A 21,201-nucleotide genomic window follows, 5' to 3' on the forward strand; every position below is an offset into this window, starting at 1 on the left:
AACAAATCGGCAGTACTGGACGAATGCCTGGCCGCCCCTTTCGCACACACCGATCGCTGACGGAGGAACCTGTCATGTTCCGAGCCGCACATGCCCACCCGGAACGTCCGTCCGAGCCCATCGACCACCACGACCTGGTACTGCAACCCCGGGACGTCACCTTCGACTGGGGCACCACCCCGCTGCACTGGCTGCCGGGTGAGCCCTTCGCGACCCACACCTTCGATGTGCTCCACCTCATGCTCCCCGAGCTCGAACGCTGGTTCGTGCGCACCTTCGAGCAGGCACTGCCACTGATCACCGATGACCGGCTGCGCGAGGACGTACGCGGCTTCATCGGCCAGGAAGCGATGCACGCCGAGGCGCACCAGGAGGTCCTGGAGCACCTGCTCGCCAAGGGTCTGGACCCGGCTCCGTACACCCGGCAGTCCGAATGGATCTTCCGAAGGGTGCTCGGAGACCGGCCGGAGCTGACGCCGGCCGCCGCACACGCCCACCTTCTCCAACGGCTCGCCCTCATAGCGGCCTTCGAGCACTTCACCGCGTACATGGGTCACTGGATTCTCAGCAACGGGCACCTGGACCAGGCCGGCGCGGACCCCGCGATGCTCGATCTGTTCCGCTGGCACGGCGCGGAGGAGGTCGAACACCGTTCGGTCGCGTTCGACCTGCTGGTGCACCTCGATCCCCGCTACCGGCGCCGAACGGTCGGCATGCTCGTCACCGCTCCAGTGCTGACCCGGCTGTGGATCCGCGGAGTCCGCTTCCTCATGAGCGCCGACCCCGAACTCGACGACCGGGTCAAGGTCCGCTTCCGCGACTACCTGGCCGCCGCCCGCAAGGACCTGCTGCCGCCACCGGGCGCGTTCGCCCGCTCGGTGCTGCGCTACTTCCGCCCCGGCTACCACCCGACCCAGGAGGGCTCGACCCAGCAGGCCGTCGCCTACCTGGCGGCGTCCCCCGCTGCCCGAGCGGCTGCCCAATGACCCAGCAACCAGCGAGGCATCCCATGGACATCAGCACACCCGTCACTCGCCCGCCGGACCTGTACGGCAGACCGCGCAGCGACTCCTTCATGCAGAAGCTGGCGGCCTTCAGCGACCACGCGGTCACGCGCCTCGCGCGGCGCAGCACTCCTCCAAGGCGCCCGCCGGCCACCGAGATGCCCGCGATCCGGGAACTGGTGGTCGCCACCAAGCACCAAGAGGCCGAGGATGTCGTCTCCATGCGGCTGGCAGCACCCGACGGGTCAATACTCCCGCCCTGGCAGCCCGGCGCCCACATCGAACTGCACCTGCCCTCCGGCCGCAAGCGCCAGTACTCTCTGTGCGGCGACCCTGCCGACCGGTACCGGTACCGAATCGCGGTGCGCCGCATCGCCAACGGCGGAGGCGGTTCGGCCGAGGTACACGACGCCCTCGCAGACGGTACGCGGGTCGCCATCACCGGGCCCCGGAACGCCTTCCCCTTCGCCGCCGAAGCATCCATCCTGCTCATCGCGGGCGGCATCGGAATCACCCCGATCCTGCCGATGGCTCGGGAAGCCGCCCGACGCAGCCTGGACTGGAGGCTCGTGCACACCGGCCGCAGCCGCGGCTCGATGCCCTTCGCGGCAGAGCTGGCCGAACTCGCAGCCGCAGCCCCTGGCCGGGTCTCCATCCGCCCTGACGACGAGTCCGGCGTGCCCGAAGCAGCCGATCTATTGAGCTTGAGCCCGGCGGCAGGTGCGGTGTACTGCTGCGGGCCCGCGCCCATGATCGACGGCGTGCGGCGCGCGTTCGGTGGTAGCCGCGCGTCAGCCCTGCACTTCGAGCGTTTCGCCCCGGCCCCGATCACGGACGGCCGTCCCTTCGAACTTCAGCTGGGCGACACCGGACGGGTTCTCCCAGTGCCGTACGACCGCTCCGCCCTGGATGTTCTCCACGAGGCCCTGCCGGACCTGCCGTTCTCCTGCCGCCAAGGGTTTTGCGGCACCTGCCGGGTACGGGTGGCCCATGGCCATGTCGATCATCGTGACCGCCGGCTCACCGCCACCGAACGTGCGGCCGGCGCCATGCTGCCCTGCGTCTCGCGTGCACCGGAAGGAGAGCGGTTGGTGCTGGAGGCGTGAGCGATGGCCAAGCGCCCGTAGAGCGCGGCCGTCGCCGCGAGGAACCTCAGCGGCAGCGTTGATACCCGACCCTTGGCGCGACCCACCGCCTGGACGATGAGACGGTCTGGACACCGGCCCGATCCAGCGGCAAGTCGAGCCACCAGGCCGGCCACCGGGCGCAGCGCGAACGGTTGACGGGACATCACTTGGCTGATCTTCACCCCGATCTCCGAGCTTCCCGCGCCGGTTTCGCGGATCAGCCGGCGTGGCCGGCCCCGGCGACAGTCCGGGCAGCGCGCGGTGCTGACGCGAAGGTGACTTGGAGGCGTGGGAGCTGATCCGGCCGGTCGTCACATCCTGGAAGGGACAGCACCGCTCGGTCATCATGAGGGCCGGTACGAGATGTGAGAGATCGTCGACGCGATCCGGTACCAAGCCCGGGTGGGCCGCCAATGGCGCTACCTGACGCACGACTTCCCGCCGTACACCGCCGCGCGTACTACTACTTGGGCAAGTGGTGCGACGACGGCGCCGACCAGGTGATCCACGACCTGCTGCGCTGGCAGGTGCGCGAGAGGCGCGGCCGCTGTGAGGACCCGTCTGCGATCGTGATGGACACCCAGACCGTGCACGCCTCCGTCAACGCAGCCAAGGCCACGACGGGGCTGGATCCGGGCAAGAAGAGCCGGGGCCGCAAGCGGGGCATCACCACCGACATCCTGAGCCTGCTCATCGAGCTCGGCGCGGCCTGTGCCGTTCGGAAACTCGTCGCTGCTGGTCAGGCCGTGTATCTGTACTCGTTGATAACGCCGCCCAGCACTCGGGTGCGGAAGAGCCGGTGAGCGGTCAGGTCAGTGACGGCCACCGGGTGCTCCTGGGCGAGGGGAGGGAGCTGTCCTCGAGCCTGGTGCGGCCGATGGCGGTTGTAGTGCCGGGCGTAGGCGTCAAGGATCTGCCGGGTGTGGGAACTTCGCGTCCCGGTCACGGAGCAGGAAGCGCAGCGAGCCGACCCGTACGCCCAACTCGGCGGCGAGGTTCCTCGCCTGCTGCACCGCCCAGGATCCGGTCGGATGGGCGGTCACCCCGGTGACGTGCAGTCAGCGTGTGCCGTGTTCGAGGAACACCAGCGCGTACACCCGGCGCAGGTCGACCAGGTCGATGTGCACGAAGTCGCAGGCGATGATGCCCTCGGCTTGCGCGGTCAGGAACTCGCGCCACGTCGGCCCACCGCGGCGCGGGGCCAGATCGATGCCCGCCGAGGTGAGGATCTCCCAGACCGTCGTCGTGCCGACCGGGTGTCCGAGGCGGAGCAGTTCGCCCTGGATCCGACGGCTGCCCCAGCGCGGGTTCTCCCGGGCCGGCCGCAGCACCAGCGCCTTCACCGCGCTCGCGGTCGGCGGCCTGCCAGGCCTGCTCCGGCGCTTGCTGTAGTCCCACTTCGGCGATCAGCCTGCGGTGCCACGCGAGCAGGGCCCCGCGCGTCACCGGGAACACCTGGGCCCACCGGCGCCGGGGGATCAGAGAGGACAGCGCCGCGAACCAGAGCCGGTCCGCCTGCTCGTACCGCACCGGCACGGTGAGCTGCCTGCGCAGCACCGCGTTCTCATGCCGCAGCACCAGCAGTTCGGCGTCCTTGGCCGCGTCCCGGCCCAGCAGCACCGCCGGGACCGAAAGCAGTCTCCGTGCCACCTGATACAGCAGCAAGACGACCATCCGAACAGGGTTCCAGCAGGCCATGCTGGCACACCAGACCCACTCCGAGCAGCAGCGATGAGTTTCCGAACGGCACACGATCCGGCGGCGGCCGAACCCGGCCGGTGCCGGCCCCAGCCCCACAGGAACGCACGCCGGTGCCGACGGCGTGCTCATCAAGCACCTCCGTGGCCGGAATTTCCTTCTGCTCAAACGCTTGACCAAGCATTACGACGTCCATACGCTCCTGGTCAAACGTTTGAGCAGAGGAGTCACAGTGCGGCAGAGCGTGTTCTTCCGGCCGTCCGATGGATGGGTTGGAGATGTCATCCCGTTCGAGCAGGACGGTGAGCTGTGGCTGTACTACCTGCACGAGCGGCGTGAGACGCCCAAGCCCGGTACGCCGTGGCACCTGCTGACCACGCGGGATCTCGTGCACATCGACGACCACGGAGTCGCTCTGCCGCACGGCGCCGACACCGACGCCGATTTCAACGCCTACACGGGCAGCCTGGTCCGGGACGGCGACGGTGTCCACCACCTCTTCTACACGGGCCAGAACCCGGCGAAGGTGGGCGCCGGCGGGCTGCCGCTCCAGCTGGTCATGCACGCCACGAGCGGGGACGGGATGCGGACATGGGTGAAGCACCCAGAGCACACCTTCGGCGCTCCGGACGGCTACGAGAGCGGCGACTGGCGTGACCCGTTCGTCTTCCGCGACGAGCGGCACGGACTGTGGCGGATGCTGATCGCGGCCCGCCACCGCACCGGCCCGGAGCGACGGCGCGGTGTCATCGCGCAGTGCGTGTCGACCGACCTGGTGCACTGGGAGCCGGCCGAGCCCTTCTGGGACCCGCGCCGGTACATCACCCACGAGTGCCCGGAGGTCTTCAAGCTCGGCGACTGGTGGTACCTGGTGTACTCCGAGTTTTCCGACGCCTTCACCACCCGGTACCGCATGGCCAGGACCCTGGACGGTCCCTGGCTGGTGCCGGACCGGGACACCATCGACGGACGCGCCTTCTACGCCGCCAAGTCCGCGGAGATGGACGGGCGCCGCATCTTCGCCGGGTGGATCGCGACCCGCGAGGGCGAGACCGACGACGGCGCCTGGCAGTGGGCCGGCACCCTGTCACTGCTGGAGGCCGTCCAGAACGGCGACGGCACCCTGGGATTCTGCGTCCCGGCCGAGATCGTCGAGACCTTCACCCAGGAAGTCCCCGCCGGACTGCCGCCGACCGCGCTCGACGCCTCTGACGGGTTCGCCGGCGTGGTCGGCACCGAGCCGATGGCGGCCCAGTACTACATACGCGCGGAACTCGACATCGCCCCCGGCACCACCGAATGCGGACTCCTGCTGCGGGCGAGCGAGGACGGCGACCGCGGATACTTCGTCCGCCTGGAGCCCAAGCGCGGCCGGATGGTTCTCGACCACTGGCCCCGCAGGGCCACCGGGGACGCACAGTGGCAGATCTCCGGTGACGTGCCCTTCACGATCGAACTCGAACGGCCCGCCGACCTCAGCGGCGAGTCGCACACGCTTGAAGTGATCGTCGAGAACGACATCGTCGTCGTCGTCCTCGACCGGCAGGTCTGCCTCAGCACCCGTCTCTACGACACGACCCACGACCGGCTCGGGATCTTCGCGGGCGAAGGCTCCGTGAAGGTCCGCGACCTCCAGGTGCGGCGACGCCCCTCCACCCCGTGATCCACCCGCACCGCGGAACCTGTTCAAAGGGGAACAGCTAATGAAGACAACGCGCAGGACTCATTGGGCGGCGGGGCTCGTCGCCCTCGCCTTCACCGTCGCCGGATGCGGCGGAGGCGGCGGCGGCGCCAAACCCTCGGACGTCAACCCGAGCGGCAAGATCGAGCCGCGGGAGATCTCGTGGCTGCTCTCCCGTCCGGCGGACGGCGCGGTCATCAAGACCATGACCAAGATCGCCGATGAGTACGCCAAGGACCACCCCGGCTTCAAGCTGAAGCTGATCACGACCCCGGACCGGCCGTCATACATCCAGAAGTACGAGACGCTCGCCGCCGCCAACAAGCTGCCCGAGCTGTTCGACACCGACGCCACGCCGTTCGCCCGGAAGCTCGCCAACCAGGGCCGGATGATGGACGCCACGAAGCTGCTGCAGAGCCTCGGCATGTACGACACCTACCGCAAGGCGGCACTGGACTACCAGCGCTTCGACGACGGATCGCTCTACATGATCCCATTCGAGTACCAGCTGGAGTTCTTCTGGTACAACAAGGCGCACTTCAAGAAGGCTGGCATCGAGGTACCGAAGTCGCTCGACGACTTCCCGGCCATGTGCACCGCGCTGCGCAAGGCGGGCGTCACCCCGATCGCGCTGGACGGGCAGGACCAGTGGCCGCTGGAGCGCTACGCGGCCTACCAGCCCTTCCGTACGGACGGCCCGTCCTACGTGCGGGACCTGAAGAAGAACAAAGCGAAGTTCAGCGACCCGGCCGGGCAGAAGGCGGTGAACTGGCTGAGCGCACTGGGCAAGGCCGGCTGCTTCGCCAACGGCTTCTCCGCCGTGGGCTACGCGGACGCCCAGAACCAGTTCACCTCCGGCAAGGCGGCCGTGTACAACATCGGCACTTGGGAGCTGGCCAGCCTCGCCACCACGAAGCTGAACCCGGCCGTGCGGGGCGCCATCGACTTCTTCACGCTGCCCACCACGAAGGGGTCGGCCACCGCCGCCAACGAGTTCGTATCCCCCTCCGGCATCGGCATGGCTGTCAACGCCAAGACCTACGACCCGCTCGTGCGGGACTTCCTGAAGTTCGCGCTCACCAAGTATCCGGCGGCGTACGCCGCCACCGGCGAGCTGTCCCCGACGACCAACGCTAAGACCGCCATACCGGCGAATGCCACCCCGCTGTACGAACGGGCGGTCGCGGCGGCCGACGAGGTGGGCACTGAGCTGGCGATGCCGTGGGACACGCAGCTGGACCCCACCACCAACACCCGGCTCCAGCGCGAACTCGTACTGCTCGTCCAGGGCGACGTCTCACCGTCCGAGTTCACCTCGACGATGGACGCCACGCTCGGCCAGAACGCGCCGAAGTACTTCCAGTGATCCCAGCCGGTGGGGGTCCGCCGCAGGCCCTTGGACCCCCACCCGGAAAGGCCGCCATGCTTCCCCACCGCTCCAAGTTGTCGGTCGCAGTCTTTCTGCTGCCGCCCGTGCTCCTGTACGGCGCCGCGGTGCTGCTGCCGATCGTGCAGTCGCTGGTGCTGAGCTTCTTCTCCTGGGACGGCATCACCGACATGCAGTTCGTCGGGCTGTCGAACTACCGGCACATGCTGGCCGGCGACTCGACGTTCTGGACGACCTTCTTCAACCAACTCGGCTACCTGGCCGTTTGTCTGACGCTCCAGCTCGGCGGCGGTCTCGCCGCGGCCAGCCTGCTCGCCTCCCTCACCCGGGGCCGTGAAGTCCTCAAGGTGCTGTACCTGCTGCCCGCCGTGATCTCGACCCTCGCCATCGCGTTCCTGTTCCAGCGCATCTACTCGATGGAACCGGTCGGGCTGCTGAACGGACTGCTCGGCGCGGTCGGCCTCGACGGTCTGGAACGCCCCTGGCTTTCCGATACGGACACCGCGCTGGCCGCTGTCTCCGCCCCGGAGGGCTGGCGGTTCGTCGGGCTCTACACGGTCATCCTCTACGCCGCGCTGCTCGCCGTACCGAGGGAGATCGAGGAGGCGGCCCGGCTCGACGGCGCGAACCAGTGGCAGATCTTCACCCGCATCCGGTTCCCCTACATCCGGCCCGTGTGGATCACCACGACCATCATGGCCACCACCTACGCCCTGCGAGGCTTCGACATCCCCTACCTCCTCACCAACGGCGGTCCCGGCCAGGCCTCCGAGCTGATCACCACGTACATGTACAAAACCGCGTTCACCAGCACGGACTTCGGATACGCGAGCGCCATGTCCGTGTTCATCGTGATCGAGTGCCTGGTCGCCGTCAGTCTGATTCTGCTCGTCCTTAGGCGGAAGGCCGTCTGATGTCCACGCAGACCTTCACCCGCACGCCCATCGCCCCCGCCAAGGAGGACCGCCCGCCGGCCCCGCCCGCGGCCAGGCGCCGGCCGAACATCCACCGAGTGCTCTCCCGCGTCATCGTCCTGGCCATCGCCGTCGTACAGGTCTATCCGCTGGTGTGGCTGTTCCTCACCAGCGTGCGCGACGAGCAGGACTTCGCCTCCGGCAACCCCTTCGGCCTGCCGACCTCGTTCACCCTCGACAACTACGCGCGGGCATTCGGCCAGGGCGATCTCGGCACGTACATCCTCAACAGCCTGATCGTCACCGCCGGCGCCGATGTGCTGATCGTGGTGTGCGGGATGATGGGCGCGTACGCGATCGAGGTGCTCGGCTTCCGGTTCAGCAACGCTGTGCGCGCCCTGTTCCTGATCGGGATCATCGTGCCGGTGCAGATCGCGCTCGTGCCGCTGTTCATCGACTACACCAGGGTCGACCTGCTGGACACCTACCCGTCGATGATCATCCCGCTGGCCGGCTTCTCGCTCCCGATGGCCCTCTACCTGTTCTCCTCGTTCTTCGCGTACATCCCGCGCGAGACCTACGAGGCGGCCTCGCTCGACGGCGCCGGACCGTACCGGATCTTCGCCCGGATCACCCTGCCCATGTCGGTGAACACCGTCGTCACGGTAGTGATGGTCAACAGCATCTTCATCTGGAACGACTTCATCTTCGCCAATACGTTCGTGCTCTCGGAGGACCTCAAGACGATCCCGCTCGGCCTGCAGAACTACATCGGCGCGATGGGCAAGACCGACTGGACGGCGACGTTCGCCGCCGTGTGCGTGACCGTGACACCGCTCCTGCTCGTCTTCCTCGTGCTCAACAAGGCCATGATCTACGGGCTGGAAAGCGGCGCGAACAAGGGATGAGCACCATGGAGAGCGAAGGCGGGCGAGGGATGAGCGAACGGGACGACAGCACACCACGTGCCGTGACCATGCGGGATGTGGCGCAGGCCGCCGGAGTGTCGGTGTCCACCGTGTCGCACGTCGTCAACGACAAGAAGGGGGCACGCATCGGCAAGGAGGCCCGCGAGCGCGTCCAGCGGGCCGTCCAGGAACTGGGATACCGGCCGAACGCGATGGCCAAGGTCCTGGTAAAGGGCCACTCCCGGTTCCTCGGCCTGGTCGCCGACGCCATCGCCTCGACACCGTTCGCGGGACAGATCATCCGCGGCGCCCAGGACGAGGCGTGGCGGCACGGCTACGTGCTGCTCGTCGCCAACACCGAGGGCAACGAGGCGGCCGAGACGGAGGCCATCGCCATGATGCTGGAGCACAAGGTGCGCGGCGTGCTGTACTCGGCGTGGTACCACCGCGAAGTCGAGCCGCCGGCCGGACTGACCGAGACCGACTGCGTCCTGGTCAACTGCTTCGCTCCGGGCGGCGACCTGCCCGCCGTCGTACCGGACGAGGTGGCCGGCGGGTACGAGGCGACGCGGATGCTGCTGGCCGAGGGCCATCGGCGGATCGGTTTCATCAACACCACCAGCCCGTCGCCCGCCCACGACGGTCGACTTGAGGGCTACCGCCGGGCGCTCACCGACGCCGGTGTGTCCTTCGAGCCGGACCTGGTCGTCGACGCGCGGCCGGACCAGGAAGGCGGCTTCGAGGCGATCGGCCCGCTGCTCGCCCAGGACGTGACCGGGGTCTTCTGCCACAACGACCGGGTCGCCATGGGTGTGTACGACGGGGTGCGCGAGCGCGGCCTGCGCGTGCCTGGGGACCTGGCCGTCGTCGGCTTCGACAACCAGGAGGTCATCGCCGCCCATCTGCGGCCACCGCTGTCGACGGTTGCCCTCCCCCACTACGAACTTGGCCGGGTCGGCGTGCGCGTCCTGCTCGGACTCGACCAGCCGGCGGACGACGGCCGCGTCGTCGTCGGCTGCCCACCCGTCCACCGCGCCTCGGTGAACGTCACTGCCGGCGTGAATGGCCCGCCCGCCGCGCCGCATTGAGCGCCGCCGCGCCCGCGTGACGTCCTGCCCCTCATGTGAACGTCCTCCCGCATCACACGAGCCACCCCCACAAGCCGCTTCCGGCTGTGTCCGAGCACCACCTGACAGGAAGGACCCGAACGTCGCCGCTCCGACCACCAGCCGGTTCGCGATCGCGTGGATGAACAACTGGCACTACGCCGCCCGTACGGTGCCCACCGATCTCAGTGACGGCTACAACGGCCAGATGTCCATCGTCCGCGAACTGAAGCTGGCCAGGCAGCCCGGCGGCTGGTACTCCCTGCTCTCCCAGCCCGTGCCCACGCTCCAGAACCACGTCGTCCGCACCGTCAACCTCGCCGACGTCACCACCGCCGGCAGCGTCAACCTCCCCTACAACGGCTCGGCCTACCAACTCGATCTCGACATCAGCTGGCAGCAGCTCAACAACGTCGGAATCTCCGTGGGCAGGTCGGCCGACGGCAGCCGCCACACCAACATCGGCGTCTTCCAGGGGGACGTCTACGTCGACCGACGGCCCTCCGACCGGCCCGAGTACACCTTCGGCGCCTACGGCCAGAGCAACGCGCCCATCGACCCCGCCGCACGCTTCGTCCATCTGAAGGTGCTCGTCGACAAGCAGAGCGTCGAGGTCTTCGTCAACGCCGGTCACACCGTGCTGTCCCACCAGGTGTACTTCGAGACCGGCGACACCGGCATCTCGGTCTACGCCGACGGCAGCAGCGCGACGTTCTCGGGCATCACCATCCGCGAATTCGCGTAACACCTGGTTCGACTGGTTCCACGCCGTGTCGGCTGCCCCGTCCGTCAGTGCTCCCGTACCGCGTCGAGCTGCTCGCCCACCCAGGCGTCCACGTCGTTGACGTACCGGCTGGCCGCGGTGAAGGCGGCGAGGCTGTCGCGGGTGCGCAAGGCAGGCAGATGTCCAGGTGCTGTTCGTGCGTCCAGGACAGCACGTCGGACTTGACCAGCGCCCACCAGATGCGGGCGCTGGCCGTCCGCCGGGTGACCGAGGCGAGCAGCGACTCCAGGGTGCGGTTGCCCGTCGCGGCCACGATGTCGGCGTGGAACGCCAGGTCCTCAGGCACGAGTTCCTCGGGGTCCTGCAGGTGCGCATCCGCTCGATGCGCACCTGCAGGGCGTCGAGAGCCGCGGCGTCGATCCGGGCGAGCGCGGTGGCGCCCGGATCGATGATCTTGAGGCACTCCAGCATCTCGTCGAGACCGGTGGGCCTCGAAGCCGTGCAGAAAGTGTGCGCGCAGACGCTCGACCGAGCCCGCTTCTCCCCGCCACAAAGCGGCAACCGACAAGTCAGCACGGGCACCTCATCGGCATCCCAGCACGGTAGGGATGAGCAGGGGCGATGGCGGGTGACGACGTGTCAGGTCTCCCATTCAAACCCATGACCCGATCTTGCCAGCGCGACCACATCGTGCCCGGCCGCTTCGCCAGGAAGTAGTACTTCCCGGAGGCCCCCGCGACCAGCAGCCCTGCCCCCAACCTCCTCCGGAAACGGACATCAGCTCACGAACCGCCTCTCAGAACCCGATGGCCTCGCGCAGCAACAGGACGGTGCTGCGCCCGGGCTGCGGCTCTGCGTTGAGGACGAGCAGACGGTTGACCGCGCTCGGCTGCCCGTAGACTGCCTGGGCGCGTTCGTTCTCCAGCGGGAGGGCGTGCTCCTCCACCCGACGTAGCGCGGTGCTCAGGTCGGGCACCACCTTCTGTGCCCCGACGACCCAGATCGCGCTCGCGGCGCCGCCGGCGCAGGCGGGAAGTTGGCTGCCGCTGCCGGAGGCGATGACGAGCGAGCCGGTCTCTGTGACGGCCGCGATGCTGGCGACGAAGGCGTCGGGCGCGGCCACCAGCCGGCGGATCTCGTCGAATTCGGTGGCGCGGTCCATCTTCAGCACGCGCGGCCGGATGGCCTGGTAGCGGTCGCCGGCGTTGATGTCCTCCTCGATACCGGACAGCCGCAACGTCTCACTGGCCCCGGTGAACACGCGCGCGCCCGGCGGGATCAGCTCCTTGATGCGTGCCCTGGCCGCCGCAGCGTCGTCGTGGAGTTCGGCGGTGAAGCCGTTCGCCCGCAGCGCCTCGATCGTCCGGTCCAGCCGCTCGGCGGACGCCGGTTCGGCGAAGTCGTCGGCCGCCCCCGTGGCCGACGCGTCCGCCCGCCCGGTGCCGGGCGCATGGCCGCTCTCGCCGGCGTGACCGGCGCCGTGTATGTGACCGTTCGCGCCGGGCGCCGAACCCCCCAGCGGGGTGGTGTCGACGTACCTGACCTCGTAGACCCGCTCGGCGAACTTCCAGCCCTCCGGGGTGCGCCGGTAGGTGTCGTGGTAGATGGCGAAGTTCACGCCCTCGAGCCCGTCGAGCGTGCGCGCGAGCTCGTGCATGTACGTGCGGCCGGTGGCGGTGTCGCCGTCGAGCTGGATCGTGCCGAGGTGGCTGTTCTGCACGAAGAAGTCCCACCGGCTCTGCAGGCGTTCGGCCCCGGTCCGGATCTCCTCCCGGCCGACCAGCTCGACCGGGACGTTGGGCATGCGCAGAGCCCCGTCGGTGGTGAACAGCGCGGCGAGGCGGGCGCGGTCGCGCATCATCACCGCGTCGGTGAACTCGCCGAGCAGCGCCTCGATCTCGACGCGGTCGGCGATCTCCTGGAAGTCGTTCATGCTGAGCTTCCTGTCCTGTGGATGGTGCACTCGTCTTCACCAGTACGACAACGCAGCCCCGCCGAATGTGAGGCGAGGCGCCGACCTCACATTCCGCCGCTCTGTTGTGTCGTACTGGAGAGAGCACATGAACGAGGAAGCCGGGAGAGCGTATGACCACCCCGTCCGAGCAGGCGGCAGACGAGCAGCGGGACCCGGGCCTGAGCGCGATCATGAGCGAGCGGCGGCAGCTGCTCAATCTCGCCTACCGACTGCTCGGGTCACTGGCCGACGCGGAGGACGTCGTCCAGGAGACCTACACCCGCTGGTACGCGATGTCCCGGGCGGAGCAGGAGGCCATCGAGTCCCCGGGCGCCTGGCTGACGAAGGTGGCCAGCCGCATCTGCCTGAACCTGCTCGGCTCGGCGCGCGTCCGGCGGGAGACGTACGTCGGCGAATGGATCCCGGAGCCGCTGCCCGACCCGGCCGAGTGGATCGCCGGGGCGGCGGGCGGCGCCGGCGGGGACCCGGCCGACCGGATCACCCTCGACGAGTCGGTGACCATGGCCTTCCTGGTCGTGTTCGAGTCGATGACCCCGGCCGAACGCGTCGCGTTCGTGCTGCACGACGTCTTCCGCTACCCGTTCGCTGAGGTGGCCGAGATCGTCGGCCGCAGCCCGGCGGCGTGCCGCCAGCTGGCGTCCTCGGCCCGCCGCCGCATCGCCGCCGCGCGGGCCGAGGCGAGCCCGAACGCGGCCCGGCAGGCGAGCGTCGTCCGGCGGTTCAAGGCGGCCTGGGAGGCGCAAGACATCCAGGCCCTGGTCGGCCTGCTTGACCCGGACGCCACCGCGATCGCCGACGGCGGAGGCCGCGCCATCGCCCACCTGCTGCCGATCGAGGGCGCCGAGCAGATCGCGCGCTTCTACCTGACGATCGCCGGGCTCGCGCCGCCGCGGACCATCCTCGAGTGCTCGGTCAACGGACTGCCGGGCCTGGTGGTCGAGTCCGGGGGCCGGATCGAGACGGTGTTCGCGTTCGAGCTCGCCGACGACGACCGGATCAAGCACATCTGGGCGGTGCGCAACCCGGACAAGCTCCGCCCGTGGCGGCTGTCCTGAGCTTGATCTTTATCCTCGCTGCTGTTTCAGGCGGACGTGTTCGGTGAGGGTTTCGATTCGTTTCACGGTCTTCCCAGGCTCGTGACGTGGGGCTGGCCTGCGGTTTTTTGAGCCGGGTGGGCGTCCGGGCCCGGGCCGGGAGGGTTTGGGCACGCTGGCGGGACGGGCGGTCTTCACACGGAGGTGGCGGAACCCCCGGCGGACCCGGGCGGGGGTGAGCCGGCGGGGCTCGGCGGGCCGTTCCCAGGGGCGACGGAGGTCCTCGGCGAGTGGCCGGGCGAGGCGGAGTTGAGTGTGGGCGGCGATGATCAGCCACGTCCACAGGTCGGCAGTGTGCGGATCGCGGACCTTGGGGACGGTCCAGCCCAGGGTCTGCTTGAACAGCCGGAAGGTATGTTCGAGATCGAATCTGCGGAGGAACGCCTGCCAGCGCACATCGACGTCCGCGCCGGTCATGCCGGTGCGCGAGGACCACAGCCACACCGGCTTCGGGTCGCGGTCGCCGGGCAGATGCTCGACCTGCAGCCGGATCAACGTGCCGTGGATCAAAGGGAGTTCACCGCAGTGGTCGAGCCAGGGACCACGGGCCTGTAGCCGGGGGTGCATCCGGTCCCAGGCGAGGGCTTCGGCCGTGCCGTAGCGGGTGGTGTCGCACGTCGTGGCCTGGTCAGGGGTGTGCCAGGACTCCGGCTTCGCGAAGGTGAGGACGCCACCGTGCTTGCGGGGCTGCCCGCCACGCGGGGTGGAGCGGCGCGGTCCGGCATCCCGGAGCATGACCCGGTCCGAGCGCAGCCGGCCGACCAGCTCGACGGGCAGATCGGCCAGGACATAGGCGAGGCGGGTGACGTCGTAGCCGGTGTCCATCACGACGAGTACGTCCGCGTCGCCCGGCCGCCACTGCCCGGCGCGAACAAGCCGGGTGACCACCTCGCGCAGCTGGGTGGCGGTCACCGCGGTGGCATCGTCGGACGGCCCCAGCCGGATCGCGTCCAGCACGGCTGTCCAGGATGTACGCCCCGTCTCCAGCGCGGCGACGAAGGAGTAGGGCCAGCCGGGGATGAACTGATCCGCGCTGCGGCCCCGCCCGTAGACATGGCAGAACAGCAGGCCAGGGCTGGTGGGAGCATCGGGACGCAGCCAGTTGCTCACGTCCACCGCGAGCACGATCCGCCCGTCGGCGGCACGCGGCAGCGGCGTGGAGGCAAGCAGCCTGCGCAGGCGGCGCGGCTCCAGCCAGCCGTGATTGACCGCGTCGTACATCGCCCCGTGCCCACGCCTGTGCTCGGCCGTGAGCGTCAACTCGACCAGCGACGTCACCGGGCTGTCCGAGCACAGCACCGCGTCGGTGAGCTCGAAGAGCGCATCCGCCCGGGTGTAGAGGCAGTCGTAGAACTCGACACGAAAGTGGGACAGGACACCCAACGCGGCGTCAGCGGACTGTTCAGCGGCGAGACTCTTCACCAGCGGCCGTTCCTTCACGTGACGTTGCTCAACACCTCGAAGCGTGAAGAACGGCCGCCCTGCTGTCCCGGGAATGAACCAAGATCAGCGGGTCAGGTGAACGGTCGAAGTTAAACACCAAGCTGAGAAGCCGTTGCTCTATCGATCACGGTGAGCGTGGGTTCGAGTGTGTCGACCCGGTGGGGTGATCTTCGGGCGGGTCGTGCATGAAGGCAGGGCCTCCTGTCCGGCTCGGGATTGCTGAAGTCGCTTCAAGCGTCAGGCGGCCCTGTGCCGCAGTCGACCTGCAGGCCCTCGCATTCCTCGGCATCGACCCCAGCTGTCTTGCCCCGGCCTCGGCCGGACCGCTACGGATGAGTGGCTACCGGGCCCGCATCTACCCCCACTCCCCGACCCGAGCACGCTGCTCCTCGTGCGGGGAGCTGGCCGTCGCGACCCGGATCGTCGACGTTCCCGGTCTGGGCTTGCGCTGGCATGACTCCTGCCGCAACTGCATGATCGCCGGATTCAAGCTGGAGCGGCCGTAGCGTGAGCACTGTGCACCGGACAGTCCTTATGCTCCCATGCGGGGACGCCCTCTGGCCTGGGGTGGGCCGGCACAGGTCACGTCGTATTCCTCGGTCGAGGAGGGCAGGGAGAGGTTGTGTTTGGGGAGAAGCCGTTCGGGGTTGTTCTTCGTGGTCTGCGGCAGCAGGGCCGTTTGACGATCGAGGAGCTGGCCGAGGCATCGGGGGTGAGTGTCCGCGCGATCGGTGACATGGAGCGGGGGCGTAGCCGGGTTCCGCAGCGGCGTACGGTGATGGCGCTCGCGGACGGGCTGGGCCTGGCTGATGCGGAGCGGGAGGCACTGCTGGCCGCAGCGCGCGCTGGCCGTCCGGCGGGTGCGGTGGCGATTGTCACCGGCCAGGCGCCGAGGCAGCTGCCGCCCGACCTCGCCACGTTCCGCGGCCGAACGGAGGCGCTGGCGTCCGTAGACGGTCTCACCTCCCAGGTCGCCGGGCAAGGCGGGCATGTCGTCGTCTCCGCGATTGGGGGCATGGCGGGGGTGGGCAAGACGACACTTGCGGTGCACTGGGCGCACCAGGTGGCGGACCGTTTCCCGGACGGCCAGCTCTATGTGAACCTGCGCGGCTTCGAGGACACCGGCCGGCCCCTCGACCCCGGCGAGGCGCTCGGCGGGTTCCTCCGCGCGCTGGGGGTGCCCAGCAGCGACGTGCCGCGCGGCACAGCGGAGCGCAGCGCTCTGTTCCGCGCGCACACAACCTCCCGTCGGCTGATCGTCGTACTTGACAACGCGCGGAATGAGGAGCAGGTCAGGCCGCTGCTGCCTGCTTCGGCGGGGTGCCTGACCATCATCACCTCCCGCAGTCGGCTGTCGGGCCTGGCCGTGGCCGAAGGCGCCAGCCTGGTGACCCTGGACGTGTGGACGCGCCAGGAGGCGCTGGCGGGCCTGGCCGCGCGGATCGGCGAGGAACGGTGCCGGGCGGAGCCGGAGGCCGCCGCCGAACTGGTGGAGCTGTGCGGGTTCCTGCCACTGGCGGTCGCAATCGTCGGCGCGCAGCTCAGCGCGTCCCCGGAGGTCCCGCTCAGGCTGGGGGTGCGCGAACTGCGTGAGGCAAGGCCACGGCTGGACGCCCTGTCCGCCGATGACCCGCAGGTCGATGTCCGTGCCGTGTTCTCCTGGTCCTACCGGGCGCTGACGCCTTCGACGGCACGGTTCTTCCGGTATCTCGCCCTGCACCCCGGGCCGTCCATGTCGACGGAGGCCGCCGCCTCGCTCGCCGGAGCGGACCTGGCCGCAGCCCGGCGGCAGGTGCGGGCGCTGACCTCGGTGAACCTGCTGTCGCGGGACGCCGACGGCCGGTACGTGCTGCACGACCTGGTACGGGCATACGGCACCGAACTCGTCGAGCGTGAGGGGGACGACCGGCTCGGCGCCGAGAGACGTCTCATGGACTATCTGTGCCACAACGCCTTCACGGCCAGTCGCGTCCTCGACACCCAGCCCAACGATGACCTGCCCGGCTCCTCGGGCGAGGGCGTCATACGTGTCGCGGTCGACAGCCGCGAGGAAGCGCTGGAGTGGTTCCGCCGCGAGGAGCCGACCGTCGCCGCCGCCATGCGCGCCCTCGACGATCCGCAGCTGCTGCGCTACCGCATGAACCTCACAAGGGACTGGGTGGGTTACTACTCGGTCATGGGCCGCTGGGCCGACGAGATCGCGACCAAGCGGATCGGTCTGGAGGCGGCCCTCGTGCTGGACGACCCGACCGCCATCGCCAGGAACAGCCAGAACCTGGCCCGCGCGCTGGCCGCGATGGGCCGGGTGGACGAGGCCGAGGAGCAAGTCGCTCTCATGCTTGAGCTATTGCCCCGCCTGGGCTCGGCGGAACAGGCCATCACCGAGCGGAGCATCGGCTTTGTGCGGGGCCGCCAGGGGCGCCACAGCGAGGCCCTGCACCACGCCAGACGCGCCCTGGCGATCTACCGGAGGCTCGGGAACCGCGGGGGCGTAGCACGCGTACTCAAAGCCATCGGCTGGTATCTGACCCTGCTGGGCGATCACCGGCAGGCCATCGCCATGTGCGAGGAGGCACTCCCCATACTGCGGGAGACCGGCAACCGCCGCAGTGAGGCCGCGACCTGGGACAGCATCGGCTATGCCCGGCAGCGCCTCGGCCAGCTGGAGGCGGCGATCGCGGACTACCAGCGGTCGCTGCGGCTCTACGAAGAGGCGTTCGACGCCTACAACCAGGCCGACGTGCTGGACCACATCGCGTCGGCTCATCTGGAACGCGGAGACGGCGCACAGGCCCGGGCGAGCTGGGCGCGAGCGGCCGAGCTGCTGACCACGATCGGCGATCCACGCGCCGAGGAGATGCGGGCCAGGGCAACGGAGGCGGAGGCACGTTCGTCGTGCTGAGGACCCCGTGTAGGTGCCCGTCCTGGACCTCCTTGTTTCGCCACACGATGTAGCGGCTGATCATGCTGGTCACTGGCGGAGAACGCCGCCCTCCGCGAGCAGGCCGCTGAACGGTCAGCCGCCGTCATCCCGCTCGACCGAGCACACTCCACACGCGGGTAACGCAGTTCGGAGCCAGCCTTGGGACTGGTGGGCTCGCATGTCGAGGTGTCGTGTATTCCTCAGTCCTCGGAACGCCGACGCGCGAGATGGACGATGAGGTCAGCGGCCACCTCGACTCTATCGGGCAGAACCTGCATGATCTGGCTGAATACCTGCTCTCGCTCGAAGGCAGGCAAGACGAGATAAGCCGAAATGGTCGAGAGATGGCCAACGTAGTCGCGAGCGCTCATCAACAAGCGCCGTTTGATCACGGACTGTTGAACGCCGGTGAACCGCTCAGACCGTTGGAGCTCCGAACCCGGCCACTGCATGTCGTGCCCCCAAGGCGTCCCGTCTGGGGACGGAATCTCATCGCTCTCCAAGAACGGTGCCCGTGCCGCGCGCACAGCTTCCTCCACAGCCGGGTCAGCCAGTCGGATTGGGCCGCCGCACGAGGCGAACACGCCACCTGGTTCCAGCAGCGAGGCTATGCGTGACCACCGACCCTCCGGGTTCGTCCAATGCAGCGCCGCTGCCGCATAAACCAGCCCGTACCTTTCGCCCGACCGCAAGTCCTCGAATGCGGCTTGCACCGTCCTGACGCTTTCCGGCACGCGCTTGCGCAGTTCCGCGAGCATCGACCCGTCAGGCTCGGTCGCGGTGACCGTGATCCCTCGTTGAGCGAACAGGCGGGTTGCTTTGCCTGTCCCAGCTCCAATCTCAAGGGCAGTCCGAATCGGATGGCCCTAGTACGCCAGCACCATGTCGAACAGCTCCACGGGATACCGTTCCAATTAAGTGAGCAGGAGTGAGTCTTGGACCCATACCTGGTCACTGCGGGCATCCCGAACGGTGTTGGACGCCCGGCTGGTTCCCCGCTTTCGCGTCCTGCTCGGCGACGGCACTGTGGGTGCGCGGTCCGTGGCAGGCGGGCGGGGTCCCTCACGCCGTCGGGTGCCCGGTCGGGCCTGGGCGGTCCGATGCCCCACCGCATCGCTCTGGTGCGGTGGGGGCAGTGCCGTCCGTCGCCTGATCGGAAAGCCCTGGGCGCGTCGCCCGACCGCGATGCTCGCCGCATCGTGCCGGGTCGTCTCACGTCGTGGGGTGGTCAGCGGCTTCTGCCAGTGCTGGGCACCCCACCGGCTGGTGTAGGCCGGGTCGACCGCGACGATCGCCACATCCTGCTCGGCGGCCATCGACACCAGCCGGGCTATGAGCTTCGCGGTCGGAAAACGGGAGATCAGCCGCCGGAACCGTTTGTTGCGGCCGTACTTCTCCCGGGTCTTACTGTCGCCGAAGTCAAGGTCCTCAACGGCGATCGCGGCCACGCCGCAACGGCGGGCGAAGTGCAGCAGGCGGGTCAGCGCATGCCGAATCTGGGCATCCCGGTGCGCGGCGCTGCCCAACAGGTCGTAGAAGAAGCGCTGCGGCTCCCCGATGGGGTTGCCGTGGATGTCCAGGCGCCAGGCCGCCAAGTGGTCGTCATTCATATCGACCCCGACCGCGCCTTGGGCCAGCGCAGTCTGAAGGGGCAGGACGGGCACGGCGGCGCGCTGCCAGGAGGCCGTGACATACCAGCGCGCCCGTACGGGGTCGTGGTGGATCCGGTACGCCACCGCACGATGGGCCCCGATCCGGTCGAGCCACTCCTCGCCACGATGCTTGAAGGCGACCACAGCGTCCAGCACGTACCGGCCGTGCGCCGCGTTTGCCAAATAGGCAAATTTCGGCGGGAGTTTGATGGAGACCTGCCCGGTGTCGGTGATGCGGATGGTCTCGTTACCGAAGCGTTTGCCCGACTCCCCATCCGCGGCCAGGAACATCCGCGCGGCCTCCCACCGCGCCCGCCACGCCCCCTCCTCGAGCCCCGCCTCCGGCAGGTGGTGACGGATGGTGGCGAGTCGACGTCCGCCGCGCACCACGCGCACCCGGCCCGCAGTCCAGTCGGTCTCCACCCCCGCCAGCCGATCTTTCAGGGTCTGCATGCGCCGGGACTTCGCATGCCACTCGCGACGCGACGCGTAGCCTTTCGGCAGTGACGCGTGCTTGTCGGCCTTGGCGCCCAGCGGCCGGGCCAGCCGGGCCTCGATCTGTGCGATCTGCCCGCGCAGCCACACCATATGCGCGGCCTGTGCGCGCCGGGCCAGCGCCCACTGATCATGTGTGGCCTTGGTGATACTGCCCGCCCAGCGCGATGACGACCCGCCGGTCAGCTTCTGCTTGCGCACCGCCCAGGAAAGGCCATCGTGTTCCAGACCCTGACGGCAGCGGTCGGCGAGATCACTGGCGGCCAGCGAGCCGAGGAAGGCACCGACCTCACGCAGCACGGCCGCGTCCGCGTCAGAGACGCGCAACCGATCCCGGATGGCCACACCCGCAGGCCCCGGCACGACGAAGGGTGCCGCCAGCGCCCGAACTCCGCCCACCCCTTCACCACCCCCGGCTCAACGAGATCCCGTCACTCAACGACCGCCACCCGCAAAGGTCACTCATTCGACCTAAGAAACCCTGTTCGCCTCCAGTAGCCCCAGGACACGCACCGCGGAAGCAAGCCTCCAGCGCATGGCCACACGACCAGCCCCCGCCCACACCCGATTACCGGCGCTCACTCGTACTCACCAACTCTCACTACTACTCAGCACACCGGCAGCAATTCCCAACCCCGACCCCCTCCCCCGCAACGCCGAACCCCGCATCCGCGCCGTCATCGACGCCCACGACTGGATCACCGTCTACTACCTGCCGCCCTACGCGCCGCAGCTCAACCCGGTCGAAGGCATCTGGTCCCTCCTGCGCCGCCGATGCCAGGCCAACACCGTCTTCACCGACCCCGCCCACCTGATGCGCAACCTCCGGCAGGGGCTACGAGAGGTCCAGTACCGGCCCGACCTCATCGACGGATGCCTGGCGGCCACCGGACTCACCCTGAGGACACCAGGCCCACAAGATCACTAGCTACTCCGTCAGTCGTTGTCCGACCGCCACAGCCAGCGCAGGGCGTCCGGCAGCAGGACGCCTGCGTGGTTGGGGTTGTGCCCGCCGTCACCCAGGACCAGCCGGAAGTCATAGCCCGCTTCCGCGAGAGCGGCGGCGACGC

General features: G+C 69.0%; 16 protein-coding genes and 3 pseudogenes. 13 read left to right on the forward strand and 6 right to left on the reverse strand.

The window, feature by feature from the left end; translation table 11 throughout:
* Nucleotides 1-74 precede the first annotated feature (74 nt).
* From H1D24_RS39955 to H1D24_RS39965, 3 genes are all read left to right on the forward strand, one after another.
* Nucleotides 75-986 (forward strand): metal-dependent hydrolase, encoded by a 912-nt coding sequence (locus tag H1D24_RS39955; protein ID WP_181662680.1) that lies wholly within the window; start codon nucleotides 75-77, stop codon nucleotides 984-986.
* 23 nt (nucleotides 987-1,009) lie between these two features.
* Nucleotides 1,010-2,110, forward strand: coding sequence for a PDR/VanB family oxidoreductase (locus H1D24_RS39960; RefSeq protein WP_181662681.1), 1,101 nt, complete (start codon nucleotides 1,010-1,012; stop codon nucleotides 2,108-2,110).
* Nucleotides 2,111-2,544: 434 nt separating this feature from the next.
* Nucleotides 2,545-2,934 carry a hypothetical protein gene (locus tag H1D24_RS39965; RefSeq protein WP_181662682.1) on the forward strand — a complete coding sequence of 130 codons (390 nt, stop codon included), beginning with the start codon at nucleotides 2,545-2,547 and terminating at the stop codon, nucleotides 2,932-2,934.
* Here H1D24_RS39965 and H1D24_RS39970 read toward each other — a convergent pair.
* Nucleotides 2,871-3,805: pseudogene (locus tag H1D24_RS39970) on the reverse strand (integrase core domain-containing protein). The gene H1D24_RS39965 and the pseudogene H1D24_RS39970 overlap by 64 nt on opposite strands.
* A 256-nt stretch (nucleotides 3,806-4,061) precedes the next feature.
* On the opposite strand from H1D24_RS39970, the gene H1D24_RS39975 reads away from it, so the two are divergent.
* From H1D24_RS39975 to H1D24_RS40000, 6 genes are all read left to right on the forward strand, one after another.
* On the forward strand, nucleotides 4,062-5,492 hold the full coding sequence (locus H1D24_RS39975; RefSeq protein ID WP_181662683.1) for a glycoside hydrolase family protein: 1,431 nt from the start codon (nucleotides 4,062-4,064) through the stop codon (nucleotides 5,490-5,492).
* Between the two features lie 40 nt (nucleotides 5,493-5,532).
* A complete protein-coding gene (locus H1D24_RS39980) occupies nucleotides 5,533-6,876 on the forward strand; it encodes an ABC transporter substrate-binding protein (protein ID WP_181662684.1) in 1,344 nt (447 codons plus the stop codon).
* Between the two features lie 77 nt (nucleotides 6,877-6,953).
* Entirely contained in the window at nucleotides 6,954-7,811 is an 858-nt protein-coding gene (locus H1D24_RS39985; RefSeq protein ID WP_220137760.1) for a carbohydrate ABC transporter permease, read from the forward strand.
* A complete protein-coding gene (locus tag H1D24_RS39990; protein ID WP_181662686.1) occupies nucleotides 7,811-8,719 on the forward strand; it encodes a carbohydrate ABC transporter permease in 909 nt (302 codons plus the stop codon). The genes H1D24_RS39985 and H1D24_RS39990 overlap by 1 nt, the downstream gene beginning before the upstream one ends.
* A 29-nt stretch (nucleotides 8,720-8,748) precedes the next feature.
* The gene (locus H1D24_RS39995; RefSeq protein WP_181662687.1) at nucleotides 8,749-9,807 is read left to right on the forward strand and encodes a LacI family DNA-binding transcriptional regulator; all 1,059 of its coding nucleotides are present in this window, start codon (nucleotides 8,749-8,751) and stop codon (nucleotides 9,805-9,807) included.
* Nucleotides 9,782-10,570 (forward strand): GH32 C-terminal domain-containing protein, encoded by a 789-nt coding sequence (locus H1D24_RS40000; RefSeq protein WP_181662688.1) that lies wholly within the window; start codon nucleotides 9,782-9,784, stop codon nucleotides 10,568-10,570. The genes H1D24_RS39995 and H1D24_RS40000 overlap by 26 nt, the downstream gene beginning before the upstream one ends.
* Nucleotides 10,571-10,739: 169 nt before the next feature.
* On the opposite strand, the pseudogene H1D24_RS44325 reads toward H1D24_RS40000, so the two are convergent.
* Together H1D24_RS44325 and H1D24_RS40010 are read right to left on the reverse strand one after the other, a co-directional pair.
* Nucleotides 10,740-11,012: pseudogene (locus tag H1D24_RS44325) on the reverse strand (FCD domain-containing protein); the annotation flags it as partial.
* Nucleotides 11,013-11,345: 333 nt separating this feature from the next.
* The gene (locus H1D24_RS40010; protein WP_181662690.1) at nucleotides 11,346-12,482 is read right to left on the reverse strand and encodes an LUD domain-containing protein; all 1,137 of its coding nucleotides are present in this window, start codon (nucleotides 12,480-12,482) and stop codon (nucleotides 11,346-11,348) included.
* 152 nt (nucleotides 12,483-12,634) lie between these two features.
* On the opposite strand from H1D24_RS40010, the gene sigJ reads away from it, so the two are divergent.
* Nucleotides 12,635-13,579: an RNA polymerase sigma factor SigJ gene (gene sigJ, locus H1D24_RS40015; protein WP_181662691.1), complete on the forward strand. Its 945-nt coding sequence runs from the start codon at nucleotides 12,635-12,637 to the stop codon at nucleotides 13,577-13,579.
* Between the two features lie 9 nt (nucleotides 13,580-13,588).
* Here sigJ and H1D24_RS40020 read toward each other — a convergent pair whose 3' ends face one another.
* Nucleotides 13,589-15,040 carry an NF041680 family putative transposase gene (locus H1D24_RS40020; RefSeq protein WP_181662692.1) on the reverse strand — a complete coding sequence of 484 codons (1,452 nt, stop codon included), beginning with the start codon at nucleotides 15,038-15,040 and terminating at the stop codon, nucleotides 13,589-13,591.
* Nucleotides 15,041-15,393: 353 nt separating this feature from the next.
* Between H1D24_RS40020 and H1D24_RS40025 the strand changes: the two genes are divergently transcribed.
* The gene (locus tag H1D24_RS40025; RefSeq protein WP_181662693.1) at nucleotides 15,394-15,567 is read left to right on the forward strand and encodes a hypothetical protein; all 174 of its coding nucleotides are present in this window, start codon (nucleotides 15,394-15,396) and stop codon (nucleotides 15,565-15,567) included.
* Nucleotides 15,568-15,683: 116 nt separating this feature from the next.
* Nucleotides 15,684-17,963 carry an ATP-binding protein gene (locus tag H1D24_RS40030; protein ID WP_181662694.1) on the forward strand — a complete coding sequence of 760 codons (2,280 nt, stop codon included), beginning with the start codon at nucleotides 15,684-15,686 and terminating at the stop codon, nucleotides 17,961-17,963.
* A 221-nt stretch (nucleotides 17,964-18,184) separates the two neighbouring features.
* On the opposite strand, the gene H1D24_RS40035 is transcribed toward H1D24_RS40030, so the two are convergent.
* Nucleotides 18,185-18,841 (reverse strand): class I SAM-dependent methyltransferase, encoded by a 657-nt coding sequence (locus tag H1D24_RS40035; protein WP_309484622.1) that lies wholly within the window; start codon nucleotides 18,839-18,841, stop codon nucleotides 18,185-18,187.
* A 57-nt stretch (nucleotides 18,842-18,898) separates the two neighbouring features.
* Nucleotides 18,899-20,530, reverse strand: a complete 1,632-nt coding sequence (locus H1D24_RS40040; protein WP_181662695.1) for a transposase — start codon at nucleotides 20,528-20,530, stop codon at nucleotides 18,899-18,901.
* 271 nt (nucleotides 20,531-20,801) lie between these two features.
* On the opposite strand from H1D24_RS40040, the pseudogene H1D24_RS40045 reads away from it, so the two are divergent.
* A pseudogene (locus H1D24_RS40045) lies at nucleotides 20,802-21,059 on the forward strand (transposase); the annotation flags it as partial.
* Nucleotides 21,060-21,201 lie beyond the last annotated feature (142 nt).

Origin of the sequence: Streptomyces himalayensis subsp. himalayensis (assembly GCF_013778455.1) — a bacterium.
Classification (GTDB): domain Bacteria; phylum Actinomycetota; class Actinomycetes; order Streptomycetales; family Streptomycetaceae; genus Streptomyces; species Streptomyces himalayensis.